The organism is Streptomyces sp. NPDC019396 (assembly GCF_040632375.1).
In the GTDB taxonomy this organism is placed as follows: domain Bacteria; phylum Actinomycetota; class Actinomycetes; order Streptomycetales; family Streptomycetaceae; genus Streptomyces.
In genome coordinates, this window is sequence record NZ_JBEYBS010000013.1 from 40,851 (window position 1) to 58,673 (window position 17,823).

The 17,823-nt window shown below is 68.5% G+C and carries 16 protein-coding genes and 3 tRNA genes; 3 read left to right on the plus strand and 16 right to left on the minus strand.

Annotation, left to right across the window (positions count from 1 at the left end; all coding sequences use genetic code 11):
- Window positions 1-68: 68 nt before the first annotated feature.
- The 8 genes from rpoB to ABZ532_RS17000 all read right to left on the minus strand — a co-directional run bounded on the left by rpoB (window position 69) and on the right by ABZ532_RS17000 (window position 8,499).
- A complete protein-coding gene (gene rpoB / locus ABZ532_RS16965; protein ID WP_361283378.1) occupies window positions 69-3,554 on the minus strand; it encodes a DNA-directed RNA polymerase subunit beta in 3,486 nt (1,161 codons plus the stop codon).
- A gap of 531 nt (window positions 3,555-4,085) precedes the next feature.
- Window positions 4,086-4,469, minus strand: a complete 384-nt coding sequence (gene rplL, locus ABZ532_RS16970; RefSeq protein ID WP_361283380.1) for a 50S ribosomal protein L7/L12 — start codon at window positions 4,467-4,469, stop codon at window positions 4,086-4,088.
- 113 nt (window positions 4,470-4,582) lie between these two features.
- Window positions 4,583-5,113, minus strand: a complete 531-nt coding sequence (rplJ, locus tag ABZ532_RS16975) for a 50S ribosomal protein L10 (RefSeq protein WP_361283382.1) — start codon at window positions 5,111-5,113, stop codon at window positions 4,583-4,585.
- 491 nt (window positions 5,114-5,604) lie between these two features.
- The gene (gene rplA, locus ABZ532_RS16980) at window positions 5,605-6,327 is read right to left on the minus strand and encodes a 50S ribosomal protein L1 (RefSeq protein ID WP_361283383.1); all 723 of its coding nucleotides are present in this window, start codon (window positions 6,325-6,327) and stop codon (window positions 5,605-5,607) included.
- An 83-nt stretch (window positions 6,328-6,410) separates the two neighbouring features.
- Window positions 6,411-6,845 carry a 50S ribosomal protein L11 gene (rplK, locus tag ABZ532_RS16985; protein ID WP_003956479.1) on the minus strand — a complete coding sequence of 145 codons (435 nt, stop codon included), beginning with the start codon at window positions 6,843-6,845 and terminating at the stop codon, window positions 6,411-6,413.
- 185 nt (window positions 6,846-7,030) lie between these two features.
- Entirely contained in the window at window positions 7,031-7,957 is a 927-nt protein-coding gene (nusG, locus tag ABZ532_RS16990) for a transcription termination/antitermination protein NusG (protein WP_361283384.1), read from the minus strand.
- Window positions 7,958-8,032: 75 nt separating this feature from the next.
- Window positions 8,033-8,320, minus strand: coding sequence for a preprotein translocase subunit SecE (secE, locus tag ABZ532_RS16995; protein WP_361283385.1), 288 nt, complete (start codon window positions 8,318-8,320; stop codon window positions 8,033-8,035).
- Window positions 8,321-8,426: 106 nt separating this feature from the next.
- A tRNA-Trp gene (locus tag ABZ532_RS17000) sits at window positions 8,427-8,499 on the minus strand.
- Between the two features lie 307 nt (window positions 8,500-8,806).
- Here ABZ532_RS17000 and ABZ532_RS17005 point away from each other — a divergent pair.
- Window positions 8,807-10,033 (plus strand): pyridoxal phosphate-dependent aminotransferase, encoded by a 1,227-nt coding sequence (locus ABZ532_RS17005; protein ID WP_361283386.1) that lies wholly within the window; start codon window positions 8,807-8,809, stop codon window positions 10,031-10,033.
- 128 nt (window positions 10,034-10,161) lie between these two features.
- Complete coding sequence (locus ABZ532_RS17010; RefSeq protein ID WP_361283388.1) at window positions 10,162-11,181, plus strand: adenosine deaminase; 1,020 nt, start codon at window positions 10,162-10,164, stop codon at window positions 11,179-11,181.
- Window positions 11,182-11,330: 149 nt separating this feature from the next.
- On the opposite strand, the gene ABZ532_RS17015 is transcribed toward ABZ532_RS17010, so the two are convergent.
- The 8 genes from ABZ532_RS17015 to ABZ532_RS17050 form a co-directional block, all read right to left on the minus strand.
- A complete protein-coding gene (locus tag ABZ532_RS17015; RefSeq protein ID WP_361283390.1) occupies window positions 11,331-12,386 on the minus strand; it encodes a UDP-N-acetylmuramate dehydrogenase in 1,056 nt (351 codons plus the stop codon).
- Window positions 12,387-12,437: 51 nt separating this feature from the next.
- Complete coding sequence (locus ABZ532_RS17020) at window positions 12,438-13,886, minus strand: DHA2 family efflux MFS transporter permease subunit (protein ID WP_361283392.1); 1,449 nt, start codon at window positions 13,884-13,886, stop codon at window positions 12,438-12,440.
- Window positions 13,887-13,981: 95 nt separating this feature from the next.
- Window positions 13,982-14,548, minus strand: a complete 567-nt coding sequence (locus ABZ532_RS17025) for a TetR/AcrR family transcriptional regulator (protein ID WP_361283394.1) — start codon at window positions 14,546-14,548, stop codon at window positions 13,982-13,984.
- 115 nt (window positions 14,549-14,663) lie between these two features.
- Entirely contained in the window at window positions 14,664-15,092 is a 429-nt protein-coding gene (locus ABZ532_RS17030; RefSeq protein WP_361283396.1) for a MaoC family dehydratase, read from the minus strand.
- A 5-nt stretch (window positions 15,093-15,097) separates the two neighbouring features.
- On the minus strand, window positions 15,098-15,550 hold the full coding sequence (locus tag ABZ532_RS17035) for a MaoC family dehydratase N-terminal domain-containing protein (protein ID WP_361283398.1): 453 nt from the start codon (window positions 15,548-15,550) through the stop codon (window positions 15,098-15,100).
- Window positions 15,551-15,637: 87 nt separating this feature from the next.
- Window positions 15,638-15,802 carry a 50S ribosomal protein L33 gene (gene rpmG / locus ABZ532_RS17040; protein ID WP_003948671.1) on the minus strand — a complete coding sequence of 55 codons (165 nt, stop codon included), beginning with the start codon at window positions 15,800-15,802 and terminating at the stop codon, window positions 15,638-15,640.
- 119 nt (window positions 15,803-15,921) lie between these two features.
- Window positions 15,922-15,994 (minus strand) — tRNA-Met (locus ABZ532_RS17045).
- A gap of 48 nt (window positions 15,995-16,042) precedes the next feature.
- A tRNA-Thr gene (locus ABZ532_RS17050) sits at window positions 16,043-16,115 on the minus strand.
- A gap of 249 nt (window positions 16,116-16,364) precedes the next feature.
- On the opposite strand from ABZ532_RS17050, the gene ABZ532_RS17055 reads away from it, so the two are divergent.
- Entirely contained in the window at window positions 16,365-17,675 is a 1,311-nt protein-coding gene (locus ABZ532_RS17055; protein WP_361283400.1) for an amidohydrolase family protein, read from the plus strand.
- Window positions 17,676-17,823 lie beyond the last annotated feature (148 nt).

Below are 17,823 nucleotides of genomic sequence, written 5' to 3' on the forward strand. Positions count from 1 at the left end.
TCTGTGGTCTGAAACGGGGGCCTGGGGGTCGGCGGGGCCCTGTGGGTAAGGGCCCCGCCGGACTCCCGTCAGACCTCTTCGACGCTGCTCGGCTCGCGCCGCGACAGGTCGATGCCGAGCTCCTCCGCAGCGCGGAAGACGTCCTCGTCGGTGTCGCGCATCTCGATGGACATGCCGTCCGAGGACAGCACCTCCACATTGAGGCACAGGGACTGCATCTCCTTGATGAGCACCTTGAAGGACTCGGGGATGCCGGGCTCGGGGATGTTCTCGCCCTTGACGATGGCCTCGTAGACCTTCACGCGGCCGGTGACGTCGTCGGACTTGATGGTCAGCAGCTCCTGGAGGGCGTATGCGGCGCCATAAGCCTCCAGCGCCCACACCTCCATCTCACCGAAGCGCTGGCCACCGAACTGAGCCTTACCACCCAGCGGCTGCTGGGTGATCATCGAGTAGGGACCGGTCGAGCGGGCGTGCAGCTTGTCGTCGACCAGGTGGTGCAGCTTGAGGATGTACATGTACCCGACCGAGATCGGGTCCGGGAACGGCTCACCGGAGCGGCCGTCGAACAGACGGGCCTTACCGGTCGGGAGCACCATGCGGTCACCGTCCCGGTTCGGGATGGTGTGCTGGAGCAGACCGGCCAGCTCGTCCTCACGGGCACCGTCGAAGACCGGGGTCGCGACGTTGGTGCCCGGGGCGACCTGGTCGGCACCGATGGCCTGGAGACGCTCGGCCCACTCGTCCGCGAGGCCGGAGACGTCCCAGCCCCGGCTGGCGAGCCAGCCCAGGTGGATCTCCAGGACCTGTCCCGGGTTCATTCGGGACGGGACACCGAGCGGGTTGAGGATGATGTCGACCGGGGTGCCGTCCTCCAGGAACGGCATGTCCTCGATCGGGAGGATCTTGGAGATGACGCCCTTGTTGCCGTGACGGCCGGCGAGCTTGTCACCGTCGGTGATCTTGCGCTTCTGCGCCACGTACACGCGCACCAGCTGGTTCACACCGGGGGGAAGCTCGTCGCCCTCCTCGCGGTCGAAGACGCGCACGCCGATGATCTTGCCGGTCTCACCGTGCGGCACCTTCAGCGAGGTGTCACGGACCTCACGGGCCTTCTCACCGAAGATCGCACGGAGCAGACGCTCCTCCGGGGTCAGCTCGGTCTCACCCTTGGGCGTGACCTTGCCGACGAGGATGTCGCCGGCGACGACCTCGGCACCGATACGGATGATGCCGCGCTCGTCGAGGTCGGCGAGGACCTCCTCGGAGACGTTCGGGATGTCCCGGGTGATCTCCTCGGGGCCGAGCTTGGTGTCACGGGCGTCGACCTCGTGCTCCTCGATGTGGATCGAGGAGAGGACGTCGTCCTGGACGAGGCGCTGCGACAGGATGATCGCGTCCTCGTAGTTGTGACCCTCCCACGGCATGAACGCGACGAGCAGGTTCTTGCCGAGCGCCATCTCGCCGTTCTCGGTGGCCGGGCCGTCGGCCAGGACCTGGCCCTCGACGACACGGTCGCCCTCGGCGACGACGACCTTCTGGTTGACCGAGGTGCCCTGGTTGGAGCGGGCGAACTTGGCCAGGCGGTACGTGATGTACGTGCCGTCGTCGTTGGCGACGGTGATGTAGTCCGCGGAGAGCTCCTGGATCACACCGTCCTTCTCGGCCTTCACCACGTCACCGGCGTCGGTGGCGCAGCGGTACTCCATGCCGGTGCCGACGAGCGGCGCCTCCGCCTTGATGAGCGGAACGGCCTGGCGCATCATGTTCGCGCCCATCAGGGCACGGTTGGCGTCGTCGTGCTCGAGGAAGGGGATCATGGCGGTCGCGACCGACACCATCTGGCGCGGCGAGACGTCCATGTAGTCGACCTCGGCCGGCGGCACGTAGTCGACCTCGCCGCCACGGCGGCGGACCAGCACACGGGCCTCGGCGAAGCGCATGTCCTCGCCCAGCGCGGCGTTGGCCTGCGCGATGACGAAGCGGTCCTCCTCGTCGGCGGTCAGGTAGTCGACCTCGTCGGTGACCTGGCCGTCGGCGACCTTGCGGTACGGGGTCTCCACGAAGCCGAACGCGTTGACGCGGCCGTACGAGGCGAGCGAACCGATCAGACCGATGTTCGGGCCTTCGGGGGTCTCGATCGGGCACATGCGTCCGTAGTGGGACGGGTGCACGTCTCGGACCTCGAAGCCCGCCCGCTCACGGGACAGACCGCCGGGGCCCAGCGCCGACAGACGGCGCTTGTGGGTCAGGCCCGACAGCGGGTTGTTCTGGTCCATGAACTGGGACAGCTGGCTGGTGCCGAAGAACTCCTTGATGGAGGCGACGACCGGCCGGATGTTGATCAGGGTCTGCGGCGTGATCGCCTCGACGTCCTGGGTGGTCATGCGCTCGCGCACGACACGCTCCATACGGGCGAGACCCGTACGGACCTGGTTCTGGATGAGCTCGCCGACGTTGCGCAGGCGGCGGTTGCCGAAGTGGTCGATGTCGTCGGTCTCGACGACGATCTGCGTGCCGTTCTCGCCGGCCGTCTCGGTCTCACCGGCGTGCAGCTTGACCAGGTACTTGATGGTCGCGATGACGTCGTCGGTGGTGAGCACGCCGGCGTCCAGCGGCTCGTCGGCGCCGAGCTTCTTGTTGACCTTGTAGCGACCGACCTTGGCGAGGTCGTAGCGCTTCGGGTTGAAGTAGAGGTTCTCCAGAAGCGTCTGCGCGGCCTCACGGGTCGGGGGCTCGCCCGGGCGCAGCTTGCGGTAGATGTCGAGCAGCGCGTCGTCCTGGCCCTGGGTGTGGTCCTTCTCCAGGGTGGCGCGCATCGACTCGTACTCGCCGAACTCCTCAAGGATCTGCTCGGTGGTCCAGCCGAGCGCCTTCAGCAGGACGGTGACGGACTGCTTGCGCTTGCGGTCGATGCGGACACCGACCATGTCGCGCTTGTCGATCTCCATCTCCAGCCAGGCACCCCGGGACGGGATGATCTTGGCGGAGAAGATGTCCTTGTCGGACGTCTTGTCGATGGAGGAGTCGAAGTAGACACCCGGCGAGCGGACCAGCTGCGACACCACGACACGCTCGGTGCCGTTGATGACGAAGGTGCCCTTGTTGGTCATGAGCGGGAAGTCGCCCATGAAGACCGTCTGAGACTTGATCTCGCCGGTCTCGTTGTTGGTGAACTCGGCCGTGACGAAGAGCGGCGCGCCGAACGTGAAGTCGCGCTCCTTGCACTCGTCGATCGAGTTCTTCGGGGGCTCGAAGCGGTGGTCGCGGAAGGTCAGCGACATCGACCCGGAGAAGTCCTCGATCGGCGAGATCTCCTCGAAGATCTCCTCCAGACCGGACTTGGTGGGAACGTCCTGTCCGGACTCCAGAGCCGCCTCGACCCGAGCCTTCCAGGCGGCGTTGCCGAGCAGCCAGTCAAAGCTCTCGGTCTGCAACGCGAGAAGGTTCGGAACCTCGAGAGGCTCCTTGATCTTTGCAAAAGAGATGCGCAGCGGGGCGGTGCTTGCGCCGTTGTTCGTATTCGCGGTCGAGGCGTTGCGCGAGGCGGCCAAGAGGGGGTCCTTCCGAGGGCTCGGACTCACTACGCGCGTACCGGTCCCAAGCCGGGCACAGGGCTAGAAATCCCAGGTCAAAGGGTATTCGGCCAACAGTGCTCTTGCGAGGGCATGCCCCTGGTGACGGGCAGGAGGCAGCTAACAGGCAGCGCAAAGGGTCAGTGTAGCCACTTGGCCCACTGATGTCCAGGGCGGGTATTCCGCGACCCTCGTTGTTCTCAACTCCGCCGGTATGCCGTGCGCCGGAAGGCGCACACCGATACTGCCCGTTCGGTCGTCGATCCATGCCTCGAACTTGGACCGTTGTGACGACGCGTCCTGAGAATTGCGCGCTGCGTGCGGTTCGTCAAGGCCCTCCACCTGGTGGAGATCGTCACCTGGCGCACGGCGAAGATCACCTTACTCTCCGCTGCCGACGGTGCAAGACGACCACCCGCAGGTGTCAGGAACGCCGAAGGGCGACCACCCGCTTGGGTGATCGCCCTTCAGTGTGTGCGCGTTACAGCGCGGGAGTCCGGAGACTCGGGGTCACTTGACCTCGACCGAGGCGCCAGCGGCCTTGAGGGACTCGGCAGCCTTCTCGGCGGCCTCCTTCGCGACCTTCTCGAGGACCGGCTTCGGGGTGCCGTCGACGAGGTCCTTGGCCTCCTTCAGGCCCAGGGAGGTCAGCTCACGCACGACCTTGATGACCTGGATCTTCTTCTCGCCGGCGCCGGTGAGGATGACGTCGAACTCGTCCTGCTCCTCGGCGGTCTCGGCGGCGGCGGCCGGACCGACCGGACCGGCAACGGCGACCGCGGCGGCGGCGGTGACGTCGAACTTGTCCTCGAACGCCTTCACGAACTCGGAGAGCTCGATGAGGGTCATCTCCTCGAACTGCGCGAGCAGGTCTTCCTGAGACAGCTTCGCCATGATGGGCGATCCTTCCACTAATTCGGCTGGTGCCGGGTGTACATGTCGGCGGGCGTACGTTGGGCCCGCTGCGACCCGCGCGCTAGGCGGCGCGGATCAATGCGCGAGCCGAGTTACTCGGCACCGCCCTGCTCGGCCTGCTTGGCGCGAAGAGCGTCCACGGTGCGGACGAGCTTCGACGGGAGCGCCTGGAAGAGCTGGGCAGTCTGCGTCTGCTTGCCCTTGAAGGCGCCCGCCAGCTTGGCGAGCAGAACCTCGCGGGACTCGAGGTCCGCGAGCTTCTTGATCTCATCGGCGGACAGCGCCTTGCCATCAAGGACACCGCCCTTGATGATGAGGTTCGGGTTGTCCTTGGCGAAGTCACGAAGACCCTTCGCCGACTCCACCGGGTCTCCGGTGATGAAGGCGACCGCCGTCGGACCAGTGAACTGGTCGTCGAGCGCGGTGATCCCGGCCTCGTTGGCCGCAATCTTGGTCAGCGTGTTCTTCACCACGGCGTACTGGGCGTTCTCACCGAGTGAACGGCGCAGCGTCTTGAGCTGAGCCACGGTGAGACCCCGGTACTCGGTCAGCACGGCAGCGTTCGAGCTACGGAACTGGTCCGCGAGCTCGGCTACCGCGGCAGCCTTGTCGGGCCTTGCCATAGAGCGTCGGCCTCCTTCCGGGTGATGAGGACCGCTTCGGCGAAGGAAGGAGACTGAACAAAACGAAACGCCCCGGCGCAGGCACGGGGCGTGACTCGACCGGTACTCATGCGTCTCCGCATGCCTACCAGGAGCTCTTCCACAGTCACCTGCGCGGGTCGTCCGCAGCTAGCGGATCCTTCGGCCGCCGCACCCTGTGAGGGGCACAGCAACGACCAGCGGTCTTTGGCTTCTCGGGAAGAGTACGGGAACGGGTCGACGACAGGCAAATCGACAACGGGCGACGTTCTCCCGAAAGACCCGCGCGTGACGGAGCGAGGCACGGCGCCCCGGCAGGAGAGCGGCGCGGACCCTCCTGGTGGGGCCGCCCCGACGCCGTCGGCGGCCTTCTCGCGTGCGCGCAGGACCTGACAGGACCCGCGACGCAAGAAACCGGCCCCGCGCCTCGGAGAGAGGCGCGGGGCCGGTTCACAGCCGGGAGCCGGTCAGGCTCAGACCGCGGCCGGGTCCTCCTCGACGAGGAGGTTCCGGGTGCGGTTGGAGTCCAGCGGGATGCCGGGGCCCATGGTGGTGGTCAGGGTCGCCTTCTTGATGTAGCGGCCCTTCGCGGCGGACGGCTTCAGACGGAGGATCTCCTCCAGCGCCGCGGCGTAGTTCTCCACCAGCTTGGTCTCGTCGAAGGAGACCTTGCCGATGATGAAGTGCAGGTTCGAGTGCTTGTCGACGCGGAACTCGATCTTGCCGCCCTTGATGTCGGTGACAGCCTTGGCGACGTCCATGGTCACGGTGCCGGTCTTCGGGTTCGGCATCAGACCACGGGGACCGAGCACGCGGCCGAGGCGGCCGACCTTGCCCATGAGGTCCGGGGTGGCGACGACGGCGTCGAAGTCCAGACGGCCCTTCGCAACCTCGTCGATCAGTTCGTCGGAGCCGACGATGTCGGCGCCCGCGGCTTCCGCGGCCGCAGCACGGTCACCGGTCGCGAAGACCAGGACCCGGGCGGTCTTACCGGTGCCGTGCGGAAGGTTCACGGTGCCACGGACCATCTGGTCGGCCTTGCGCGGGTCAACGCCCAGGCGGAAGGCGACCTCGACGGTGCCGTCGAACTTGGTGGAGGCGGTGTCCTTCGCAAGACGGACGGCTTCGAGCGGGGCGTAGTTGCGCTCCCGGTCGATCTGGGCGTCCGCGTTGCGGAGAGCCTTGCTGCGCTTCACTTCTTCTCCTGTGATGTCTCAGGCGTGGAGTTCGTGGTCCGGGCCAGCGCCTGGCCCTGCCACTGAGGTCTTACGGGGGACTGTCAGCCCTCGACCGTGATGCCCATGGAACGGGCGGTGCCGGCGATGATCTTCTCCGCGGCGTCCAGGTCGTTGGCGTTCAGGTCGGGCATCTTGGTGGTGGCGATGTCACGGACCTGGTCGCGCGTCAGCTTGGCGACCTTGGTCTTGTGCGGCTCGCCGGAGCCCTTGTCCACACCCGCGGCCTTGAGGATCAGCTTGGCGGCCGGCGGAGTCTTGGTGACGAAGGTGAAGGAACGGTCCTCGTAGACCGTGATCTCCACCGGCACGACCATGCCACGCTGCGACTCGGTCGCGGCGTTGTAGGCCTTGCAGAACTCCATGATGTTGACGCCGTGCTGACCCAGCGCGGGGCCGACCGGCGGAGCCGGGTTGGCCGCGCCGGCCTGGATCTGGAGCTTGATAAGCCCCGTGACCTTCTTCTTCTTGGGAGGCATTGCTCTCTCCGGGTCCAGTTGAGAGTTTGCTGAAACTGCATTGCTTCCACCCGACTCATCCGGATGGAGGCATACCGCACAACGATAGCTGGTATGGCTGCGCGGCCAAAAACCGCCCAGGTCAGAACGGCTGCGAGCCGTTCTGACCTGGGCGGAAACCTGGAAGCTTGTGAGCCGGGGCTCGGTCAGTTCTTCTGGATCTGGTCGAAGCTCAGCTCGACCGGGGTCTCGCGACCGAAGATCTCGACCAGGCCCTTGACCTTCTTCGAGTCGGCGTTGATCTCGTTGATCGTGGCCTGGAGGGTGGCGAACGGACCATCGGTGACGGTGACGGAGTCGCCGACCTCGAAGTCCAGCACCTGCACCTCGACCTTGCGGGCCGGAGCCGGCCGGCCCTCGGCCTCCGCGGCCTCGCGGGCGGCCTTCTCCTCGGCCTCCGGGGCGAGCATCTTGACGATCTCGTCAAGGGTCAGCGGGTACGGGTCGTAGGCGTTGCCCACGAAGCCGGTGACGCCCGGGGTGTTGCGGACGACGCCCCAGGACTCGTTCGTCAGATCCATGCGGACCAGCACATAGCCAGGCAGCTTGTTCTGCCGGACGTTCTTGCGCTCGCCGTTCTTGATCTGGACGATCTCTTCCTCGGGCACCTCGGCCTGGTAGATGAACTCCTCGACGTTCAGCGATACGGCGCGCTGCTCCAGGTTGGCCTTCACGCGCTTCTCGTAGCCCGCGTAGGTGTGGATCACGTACCACTCACCGGGCAGACCACGCAGTTCGTCGCGGAGCGCGGCGACCGGGTCGGCGGGAGCCTCCGGCTCGGCCTCGGCCTCGACGGCCTCGGCGTCCTCGTCCACCTCGGCGACGGCCTCGTCCTCGACGTGGACCGCGGCCTGCTCGGCAGGCTCGCCGACGGCCTCGTCCTCGTCCACCTCGGCGACGGCCTCGTCCTCGACGTGGACCGCGGCCTGCTCGGCAGGCTCACCCGCAGCGGCGTCCGCAGCCTCAGCCTGGTCCGGGTCCACAGCGTCCGCCGCCTCGACGATGTCGAGCTCGTCCTCAGCGGACTCGTCTACGCGCGGCTCAACGGCGTCGTTCAGGTTCGGGTCAGACACGGTGGCTGCTTCTTCCTGGATACAGATTGGGTGGAACATGCGAAAAGGCGCCAGGTGAGGCGCCCTCCCGCGGGATCAGCCGAAGACGTACTTGACGGCTTCCTGGAGACCGAAGTCGATCACAGTAACAAGGCCGATCATGACAACGACGAAGACGATCACCACAGTGGTGTAAGTCGTCAGCTGACTGCGGGTAGGCCAGACGACCTTACGCAGCTCCGCGACGATCTGGCGGTAGAACAGCGCAAGGCGCCCCAGAGGGCCCTTCTTCCCGCGCTTGCCGCCCTTCCGGGTCTTCTTCCGAGCCTCGGGCGCCTCATCCTCGGCGTCAGGCATGTCGATGGACCCCACGGCGTCCGTCACGTCTCTCACCTGATTCCGGGTCATGGCCGTGCCGCGCCCGGTTGAGCCGCACGGCGGTGCATTCACGTACGTACATGCGCACACATCCTGGCGAAGGTGTGTGTAGCAGGGCCGGAGGGACTCGAACCCCCAACCGCTGGTTTTGGAGACCAGTGCTCTACCAATTGAGCTACGACCCTTTGTGGTTCCCCACAAACCTACCGCATCGGATGAGGTGGTTGGTGAGGGCCAACGAGCCAAGAGTGTACGTGGTCAGAGGCTGTGCGTCGAACAGATAGCTCCACGGTGGTCTCTGTCCGTGTTCCGTCGGCGTTCCGTCTGCGTCCGTCTGCGTCCGTCTGCGTTCCGCCGGTACTTTCCAGGGATGACCGCGAGCGGGCCGGTTCCGGTGCCGGTCCGGTTCCGATGCGATCGGTCCCGGCCGATTCCGGTCCGCTCCGTGAAACCCTTGTGCCCCGGTCACACAGGGTCTGGGACCATGGGGCCATGAGCGCTTCAACCCCTCCCACCGAGCGCCGGGTCTCCGCCCGTATCGGCGCGATCTCCGAGTCCGCGACCCTCGCAGTCGACGCCAAGGCCAAGGCCCTCAAGGCCGCAGGCCGGCCGGTGATCGGCTTCGGCGCGGGCGAGCCCGACTTCCCGACGCCCGACTACATCGTCGAAGCCGCCATCGAGGCCTGCAAGAACCCCAAGTACCACCGCTACACACCGGCCGGCGGCCTGCCCGAGCTCAAGAAGGCCATCGCCGAGAAGACCCTGCGTGACTCCGGGTACGAGGTCGACCCCGCCCAGGTGCTGGTGACCAACGGCGGCAAGCAGGCGATCTACGAAGCCTTCGCGGCGATCCTCGACCCGGGTGACGAGGTCATCGTCCCGGCGCCGTACTGGACCACCTACCCCGAGTCGATCCGGCTCGCCGGCGGTGTCCCGGTGGAGGTCGTGGCCGACGAGACAACCGGCTACCGGGTGTCCGTGGAGCAGCTCGAGGCCGCCCGTACCGAGCGGACCAAGGTCGTCCTCTTCGTCTCGCCGTCCAACCCGACGGGCGCGGTCTACAGCGAGGCGGACACCGAGGCCATCGCCCGCTGGGCACTGGAGCACGGCCTGTGGGTGCTGACGGACGAGATCTACGAGCACCTGGTCTACGGCGACGCGAAGTTCACCTCGGTCCCCGCGCTGGTGCCCGAACTGCGCGACAAGTGCATCGTGGTCAACGGTGTGGCGAAGACCTATGCCATGACCGGCTGGCGGGTGGGCTGGATCATCGGCCCCAAGGACGTGGTCAAGGCCGCGACCAACCTCCAGTCGCACGCCACGTCCAACGTCTCCAACGTGGCGCAGGTCGCCGCGCTCGCCGCGGTGTCCGGCGATCTGGACGCTGTCGCCACGATGCGTGAGGCCTTCGACCGCCGCCGCCAGACCATCGTGCGGATGCTCAACGAGATCGACGGCGTGCTCTGCCCCGAGCCCGAGGGCGCCTTCTACGCGTACCCCTCGGTGAAGGGCCTGCTGGGCAAGGAGATCCGCGGCAAGCGCCCGACGACCTCCGTGGAGCTCGCGGCGCTGATCCTGGAGGAGGCCGAGGTGGCGGTCGTGCCCGGCGAGGCGTTCGGCACCCCGGGTTATCTGCGGCTGTCCTACGCGCTCGGCGACGAGGACCTGGTGGAGGGCGTCTCGCGGATGCAGAAGCTGCTCGCGGAGGCACGGGACTGAGGTTCCGCTTGCACACGGATGAGGGACGGGTCCCCGGCTTCGGCCGGGGACCCGTTTCTGCGTTCGGGCAAGAACCCGATCAGGGAAAGGGGGTGCCTGACGGTCCGGGTGTGCGGCAGGATCCTGCAATGGAGCGCGTCCGAGACCTCAGTCTTCTTCCCAAGGCCCATCTGCATCTGCACTTCACCGGCTCGATGCGGCCCACCACCCTTCTCGAACTCGCCGACAAGTACGGGGTGCACCTCCCGGAAGCCCTGACCAGCGGCGAACCGCCGAAGCTCCGTGCGACGGACGAGCGCGGCTGGTTCCGCTTCCAGCGGCTGTACGACATCGCGCGGTCCTGTCTGCGTGAGCCGGAGGACATCCAGCGGCTGGTGCGTGAGGCGGCGGAGGAGGACGTCAAGGACGGCTCCGGCTGGCTGGAGATCCAGGTGGACCCGACGTCGTACGCGCCCATGCTGGGCGGGCTGATCCCGGCGCTGGAGATCATCCTGGACGCGGTCGGGAGGGCGTCACGCGAGACCGGCCTCGGTATGCGGGTGCTGGTCGCAGCGAACCGGATGAAGCACCCCCTGGACGCCCGCACCCTGGCCCGGCTCGCGGTGCGGTACGCCGGCCGGGGCGTGGTGGGCTTCGGGCTGTCCAACGACGAGCGCCGGGGCATGGCCCGTGACTTCGACCGCGCCTTCACCATCGCCCGCGAGGGCGGACTGCTGGCCGCCCCGCACGGCGGCGAGCTGACCGGCCCCTCGTCCGTGCGCGACTGCCTGGACGACCTGCACGCCTCCCGCATCGGCCACGGCGTGCGGGCAGCGGAGAGCCCCCACCTGCTGCGCAAACTGGCCGAACGCGGGGTGACCTGCGAGGTGTGCCCGGCATCGAACGTGGCCCTCGGCGTGTACGAGAAGCCCGAGGACGTGCCCCTGCGGACCCTGTGGGACGCGGGCGTGCCCATGGCGCTGGGCGCGGACGACCCCCTGCTGTTCGGCTCCCGCCTCGCGGCTCAGTACGAGATCGCGCGACGCCACCACGGCTTCACTGACGAGGAACTGGCGGAACTCGCCCGCCAGTCGGTGCGGGGTTCGGCGGCACCGAAGGATGTGCGGGAGCGGCTGCTCTTGGGCATCGACGAGTGGGTCAAGGGCTGACGCCCCGGGGCCCGGCCGTCGGTACCCGGGCGGGCTGGGTCGTCCCTGACGTCGTCAGGGACCCCCGGACGGCCTGGGCCCCAGGGCTTGCCCCTTACGAGAGCGGACGCTCCGCTGCGGGGGCGGCTCACCGCGAACCCGCGCGCGCTTCAGATCGCGACGCCCACCGTCACCGGCTCGTTCACGAGGGTGACCCCGAACGCGTCCCGTACCCCCGCCACCACTTCGCGGGCGAGGGCCAGCAGGTCCTCCGTGGTGGCCCCGCCGCGGTTGGTGAGCGCGAGGGTGTGCTTCGTCGAGATGCGCGCCGGGCCCGTGCCGTACCCCTTCACGAAGCCCGCCCTGTCGATGAGCCAGGCCGCCGAGGTCTTGGTGTGGCCTTCGCCCGCGGGGTAGGCGGGCGGCTTCACATCGTCCCCGAGGCGCTCGCGGACCCGGCCGATGAAGGTCTCGTACTCCGGCGTGGTCAGGACCGGGTTGGTGAAGAAGGAGCCCGCCGACCAGGTGTCGTGGTCCTCGGGGTCGAGGACCATGCCCTTGCCGGCGCGCAGCTTGAGGACCGTCTCGCGGGCGGTCGCCGCCGGGACGCGGTCGCCGGGCTCGACGCCGAGGGCACGGGCCGTCTCGGCGTACTTGATCGGCGCGGACTGCCCGCCCGCGTCCTCCAGCTCGAAGCGGACGCGCAGCACCACATAGCGGCTGGGTTCGCCCTTGAAACGGCTGTGGCGGTAGGAGAAGCCGCACTCGGCGTTCGGAAGGGTGACTACCTCGTCGGCCCGGCGGTCGTACACCACCACCTCGGTGATGGTGCTGGAGACCTCCTGGCCGTACGCCCCCACGTTCTGGATCGGGGTGGCACCGGCCGAGCCGGGGATCCCGGAGAGGCACTCGATGCCTGCGAGCCCCGCTTCCACGGTGCGGGCCACGGCATCGGTCCACACCTCTCCCGCGGCCAGCTCCAGCGAGGTGCCGTCGAGGTGGAAGCCGGTGGTGGCGATGCACAGGGCCGTGCCGTCGAAGCCCTTGTCGCCGATCAGCAGGTTGCTCCCGCCGCCGATCAGCAGCAGCGGTGTGCCGGTGGCGTCGGCTTCGCGGACGGTGGCGATCACCTCGTCGTCGGTGGTGGCCGTGACGAGGCGGCTGGCCGGTCCGCCGAGGCGGAAGGTGGTCAGCGGGGCGAGCGGGGCGTCATGGAGTTCCTGCACGGGCACAAGCCTACGGTCCGGGCCGGGGCGGCCCGGACCGCAGGCCGGGGTTCAGGCAGGCACACGCTCCTGGCGGGGCGGCGCCGGCACGGTGTCCACGGTCGCCGTCTGGACCGCCACCGCCTTGCCGCGCGGGACGAGGAGTGCCGCCGCCGCGCCCACCGCCACCGCCCCCGCGCCGATCCACAGTGCCGGGACCGTGCCGTCGGTGAACGCCTGGGCGGACTCGAAGCCGCCCCGTGCCGAGAAGACAGAGGAGAGGATCGCCACACCGAGGGCCCCGCCGACCTCGCGGAGTGCGTTGTTGGCGCCGGACGCCATGCCCTGCTCGGCGGGGCGGACGCTCGACATGACGAGGTTGGCGGCGGGGGCGAAGTACAGCGCCATGCCGATACCGCTGATGATCAGTGCCGGGAGCTGGGACGCGTACGAGACATCGGGCTCGAGGACCAGCGCGAAGTAGGCGAGACCCACAGCCTGGAGGGCGAGTCCGGTGAAGACGACCGGCCGCCCGCCGATCCGGTCGGTGAGGAGGCCCGCGACGGGCGCGACGATCATCGGCATTCCGGTCCACGGCAGCATCCGGAGTCCGGCCTCGGTGGGTGAGTAGCCGGCGATCGACTGCATGAACTGGGCGAGCAGGAAGATCGAGCCGAACATGCCGAGGAACATCGTCAGGCTGGCGACGTTGATGCCGAGGAACCCGCGGTCACGGAACAGCCGCATGGGCAGCATGGGCTGCTTCCCCTTGATGCCGTGCAGGACGAACGCTCCGGTCAGCACTCCGCCCGCGATCAGCCCGGTGAGCACCCGTGCACTGGTCCAGCCGTGCGAGGGTGCGCTGACCAGGGCGTAGACGATCCCGAAGAGTCCGCCGCTGACGAGCACGGTGCCGGTGAGGTCGAGCCGTGCACCCGGCGCGGTCGACTCGGAGAGCCGCAGCCGTGCGAGAAGCAGCAGGGCCACCCCGACGGGTACGTTCAGCCAGAAGATCCACTGCCAGGACAGGTGCTCGGTGAGGCTGCCTCCGATGAGGGGGCCACTCGCGACCGCCAGGCCGGTGACGGCGCTGAAGATGCCGAGGGCCATGCCTCGGCGCGCTGCGGGCACGGCCGCGGTGAGCAAAGTGAGGGTGAGGGGCATCATGACCGCGGCGCCGACACCCTGTACCGCCCGGGCGATGATCAGCTCGTCGATGCCCGGCGAGAGCGCGGCGGCTGCGGACGCGGCGGTGAAGAGGGCGAGCCCGCCGATGAACAGCCGGCGACGGCCGTACCGGTCACCGAGCGCCGCGCCGGTCATGAGGAGGACGGCGAACGTGAGCGTGTAGGCGTTCACGGTCCACTCGAGGTCTGCCAGTGCTCCGCCGAGGTCGGCCCGGATGGAGGGCAGTGCGGTGGTGACGACGAGGTTGTCGAGGGCCGCCATGAATCCGGCGACGCTGGTGATGACCAGTGTCCATACGGCTGAGCCGCGGCCCCGGGTCGTCTGCTGCTTCACAATGTCCTCCCCCTGGAGGTTAGTTATCGATGACTAACTTCTTTGGACGCGGAAGCGCCGCGCCCGATGGCCCGGGGCGCCCCCTGACCCGTTGACTACGGGCCTTTCCGCTCCGGTCGCGCGGAGGCGTAGAAGCCCTCCCAGACCCGGTGGCCCGGCGGGAACCCCATCGCGACAAGCGTGTTGATCAGCATTCCGTACGCCATGAACTGCGTGGTCGTTTCGGTGTCCGCACCGAGCGGGAGATGAGCGGCATCCCAGAGCTCGGCCCACGCGGCGCGCACCGTCTCGCCGAACTCGTGGTCACCGGCCGCCTCGGCGGCGGCCACGGCGACATAGGTCTGCATCTGCATCAGCAGGCGCTCGGGGTGCTCGTCGATGATCCGGGTGTACGCCGCGGCCATGGCGTGCTCGGCCTCATCACCCTCGAGACCTTCGCTCGCCTCGTCGAACACCCGGCGCATATCCGCCATGCAGCGCTGTACCGCGGCGAGGAAGATGGCTTTCTTGCCCGGGAAGAGCCGGAACAGATACGGCTGCGAGACACCGACCCGCTTGGCGATCGCCTCGGTGGACGTACCCGTGTAGCCGCCGTGCGCGAACTCGGTCATCGCCGCGCGGATGACGCTCTCACGGCGCTCCTCTGCACTCATCCGAACCATGCAGAGAAAGTTAGTGCTCAATCACTAACTTAGTCAAGCGGGACGCTTGGTCGCGGTCGGGCGACGCGAGGGGCGCGGACCTCCCCGCGCCGCCGCACCCCTCGCCGCAGCCGCGTCAGGCCAGCTTCACGACCGCCCGTGACATCCCCAGCACCTTCTGTCCGGCCGACATCGCCGTCAGGTCCACCCGCACCTGGTTGTCGTCGAGCTTCGCCGCGACCTTGCCGCTGACCTCGATGAGCGCCCCCTCGTCGTCGTTGGGCACGACCACGGGCCTGGTGAAGCGGACCCCGTACTCGACGACCGCTCCCGGGTCGCCCAGCCAGTCGGTGACCACGCGCGCCGCTTCGGCCATGGTGAACATGCCGTGCGCGATGACGTCCGGCAGCCCGACCCCCTTGGCGAACTTCTCGTTCCAGTGGATCGGGTTGAAGTCGCCGGAGGCGCCCGCGTACCGCACCAGTGTGGCGCGGGTCACCGGGAAGCTCTGCGCCGGCAGTTCGGTGCCGACTTCGACGTCCGCGTATGCGATCTTCGCCGCCATCTCGGTCAGCCTTCCTCGGCGGCGCGCGCCACCAGCTTCGTCCAGGCGGTCACCACGTGCTCGCCCGCCTCGTCGTGCACCTCACCGCGGATGTCCAGGATGTCGTTGCCCGCGAGGGACTTGATCGCCTCGATGGTCGAGGTGACCGTGAGCCGGTCCCCCGCCCGCACCGGACGGGTGTAGGCGAACTTCTGGTCGCCGTGCACCACGCGGTTGTAGTCCAGGCCCAGTTGGGGGTCTTCGACGACCTGTCCGGCGGCCTTGAAAGTGATGGCGAAAACGAAGGTCGGCGGGGCGATCACATCGGAATGGCCGAGATGCTTGGCCGCGTCTGAGTCGGTGTACGCGGGATTCGGGTCCCCCACCGCCTCCGCGAATTCCCGGATCTTCTCCCGGCCGACCTCATACGGCTCGGTGGGCGGGTAGGTCCGCCCGACGAAGGACTGGTCGAGCGCCATGGGCTCGCTACCTCCTGTGTTGCTCGGTTGCCTGAAACGACACGAGGCCGCCCCCGTGACGGGGGCGGCCTCGTGATCGAGCCTGATTCAGCGCGTTTCGCGGTGCGCGGTGTGCGCGTTGCAGCGCGGGCAGTGCTTCTTCATCTCAAGACGGTCCGGGTTGTTGCGCCGGTTCTTCTTGGTGATGTAGTTCCGCTCCTTGCACTCCACGCAGGCCAGCGTGATCTTCGGGCGGACGTCGGTGGCAGCCACGTGAGTGCTCCTTGGACGGACGGATGAACTGATTGCGAGCGCCCACAATGACAAGGTCAAGGGGGGCGCATAAAAGAGTAGCCGATCGGAGGACCGACCCCACAATCGGCTACTGTGTGTAGCGGTGACCGGACTTGAACCGGTGACACAGCGATTATGAGCCGCTTGCTCTACCGACTGAGCTACACCGCTTCGATGTCGGATTCACCTCGCCCGAGGGCGAGGATCTTCCAACATCAGAGCCCCAATACGGAATCGAACCGTAGACCTTCTCCTTACCATGGAGACGCTCTGCCGACTGAGCTATTGGGGCGAGCGATGAAGACATTACACGGTCGGCGACCGATCGCCCAAATCCGTTTACCCGAGGCGTTCGGGCACGCCGGTGGCGCCCGAGACGGCGCCGCCCGGAAGGCCATCCCGTCCGCCTCGTACGCCACTCGCGGCCACACCGGTACGACTATTGCGCTCCTCCTCGAAGCACGGTGCGGACCGCCCTAGGGTCCTTCTGACGTGCTCTGCCCTTCGGTCCCTTCAGACCTTCCGCCCCTACAGGAGCGCCATGCCCGACAGCCAGGCGGAACAGCCCGACGGCGCCACCGCCGACTCCACCGCGCTGCTCCTGTGCGGTGCCCGCCTCACCGACGGCCGCACCGTCGACGTACGACTGAGCGGTGGCCGGATCGAGGCCGTCGGCACCGCCGGAAGTCTCAGTCCCCCTCCGGGCTCCTCCGGCCTCTCGGGTACCTCGAGTCCATCCAGTCCGCCGAGTCCGCTGAGTCCCTTGAAGGCACACGCGGCGCGGGTGGACCTCAGCGGCTTCCTTCTGCTGCCCGCCCCCGCCGAGCCGCATGCCCACGGCGACACCGCGCTCACCGCGCCGTCACCCGACGGCCCCGTCTCCTGCGCCCTTGAGGAGATCCAGCGGCGTGCCACGGAGGCGGCGCTGCTCCAGCTCGGACACGGTGCGACGGCGCTGCGCTCCCATGTGCGGATCGGGGACGTCCAGGGCCTGGAACCGCTGGAAGCCGTCCTCCAGGCGCGGCGCTCACTGCGGGGACTGGCGGAGCTCACCGCGGTCGCCGTACCGCGGCTGCTGACCGGCCTGGCCGGGGCCGACGGTCTCGCGATGCTCCGCGACGCGATGAAGATGGGTGCTTCCGTGGTCGGCGGCTGCCCCGACCTGGACCCGGATCCGGTCGGCTACGCGGAGACGGTGCTGGACATGGCCGCGGAGCACGGCTGCCCGGTGGATCTGCACACCGACGGTGACGACCCCGCCCGTCTTGCCCGCCTCGCGACCATGGCCGGCGGTCTGCGGCAGGAGGTCTCGATCGGTCCCTGTGCGGGGCTCGCACGGCTGCCCGCCGATGTGGCGTCCCGTACGGCGGACCGGCTCGCGGCCAACGGAGTCGCCGTGGTCTGCCTGCCCCAGGGTGGCTGTACCGGCGCCGAGCTGCGCGGCACCGCCCCCGCCAGGCTGCTCCGCGCCGCGGGGGTGCGGCTCGCGGCGGGCAGCGGCGCCATGCGCGACACGGCGAACCCGGTGGGTCGCGGCGATCCGCTGGAGGCGGCCTTTCTGCTGGCCTCGCAGGGCAGGCTCCGAGCGGCGGAGGCGTACGGAGCCGTCAGCACCGCGGCACGGCGGGCGATGGGGCTGCCCGAGGTGCGCGTGGAGGCGGGTTTTCCGGCCGAGCTGCTCGCGGTGCGCGGACAGGACCTGACGGGCGTGCTGTCGCTCGCGTACAGCCGGATCGTCGTGCACCGGGGGCGAGTGGTGGCGCGGACCAGCGCGGTGCGGGAGTACTGCGACTCGGCCGCGGCCGTCGCGCTCGAACTGCCGCGGCAGGGACGGCCGGGTCCCGGGCCGTGACGGCCTCGGCGGCGTCGCCGTGACGGTGGGCCGCAGCGCTCGACATGACCGCGCCGTGACGGCAGCCACGGCATTCGCGATGACTTCGCCAAGCCGATGTGCCCACCGGCCCCCGGCGCGCGCATCGGGACAGCGACCGGCGTACGGT

Bases quoted from the DNA above. Each gene is read 5' to 3' on its own strand.
- rplL (WP_361283380.1), bottom strand. From the start codon at position 4,469: ATGGCGAAGCTGTCTCAGGAAGACCTGCTCGCGCAGTTCGAGGAGATG.
- rplJ (WP_361283382.1), bottom strand. From the start codon at position 5,113: ATGGCAAGGCCCGACAAGGCTGCCGCGGTAGCCGAGCTCGCGGACCAG.
- rplK (WP_003956479.1), bottom strand. From the start codon at position 6,845: ATGCCTCCCAAGAAGAAGAAGGTCACGGGGCTTATCAAGCTCCAGATC.
- ABZ532_RS17005 (WP_361283386.1), top strand. From the start codon at position 8,807: ATGAGCGCTTCAACCCCTCCCACCGAGCGCCGGGTCTCCGCCCGTATC.
- ABZ532_RS17010 (WP_361283388.1), top strand. From the start codon at position 10,162: ATGGAGCGCGTCCGAGACCTCAGTCTTCTTCCCAAGGCCCATCTGCAT.
- ABZ532_RS17025 (WP_361283394.1), bottom strand. From the start codon at position 14,548: ATGGTTCGGATGAGTGCAGAGGAGCGCCGTGAGAGCGTCATCCGCGCG.
- ABZ532_RS17030 (WP_361283396.1), bottom strand. From the start codon at position 15,092: ATGGCGGCGAAGATCGCATACGCGGACGTCGAAGTCGGCACCGAACTG.
- ABZ532_RS17035 (WP_361283398.1), bottom strand. From the start codon at position 15,550: ATGGCGCTCGACCAGTCCTTCGTCGGGCGGACCTACCCGCCCACCGAG.
- ABZ532_RS17055 (WP_361283400.1), top strand. From the start codon at position 16,365: ATGCCCGACAGCCAGGCGGAACAGCCCGACGGCGCCACCGCCGACTCC.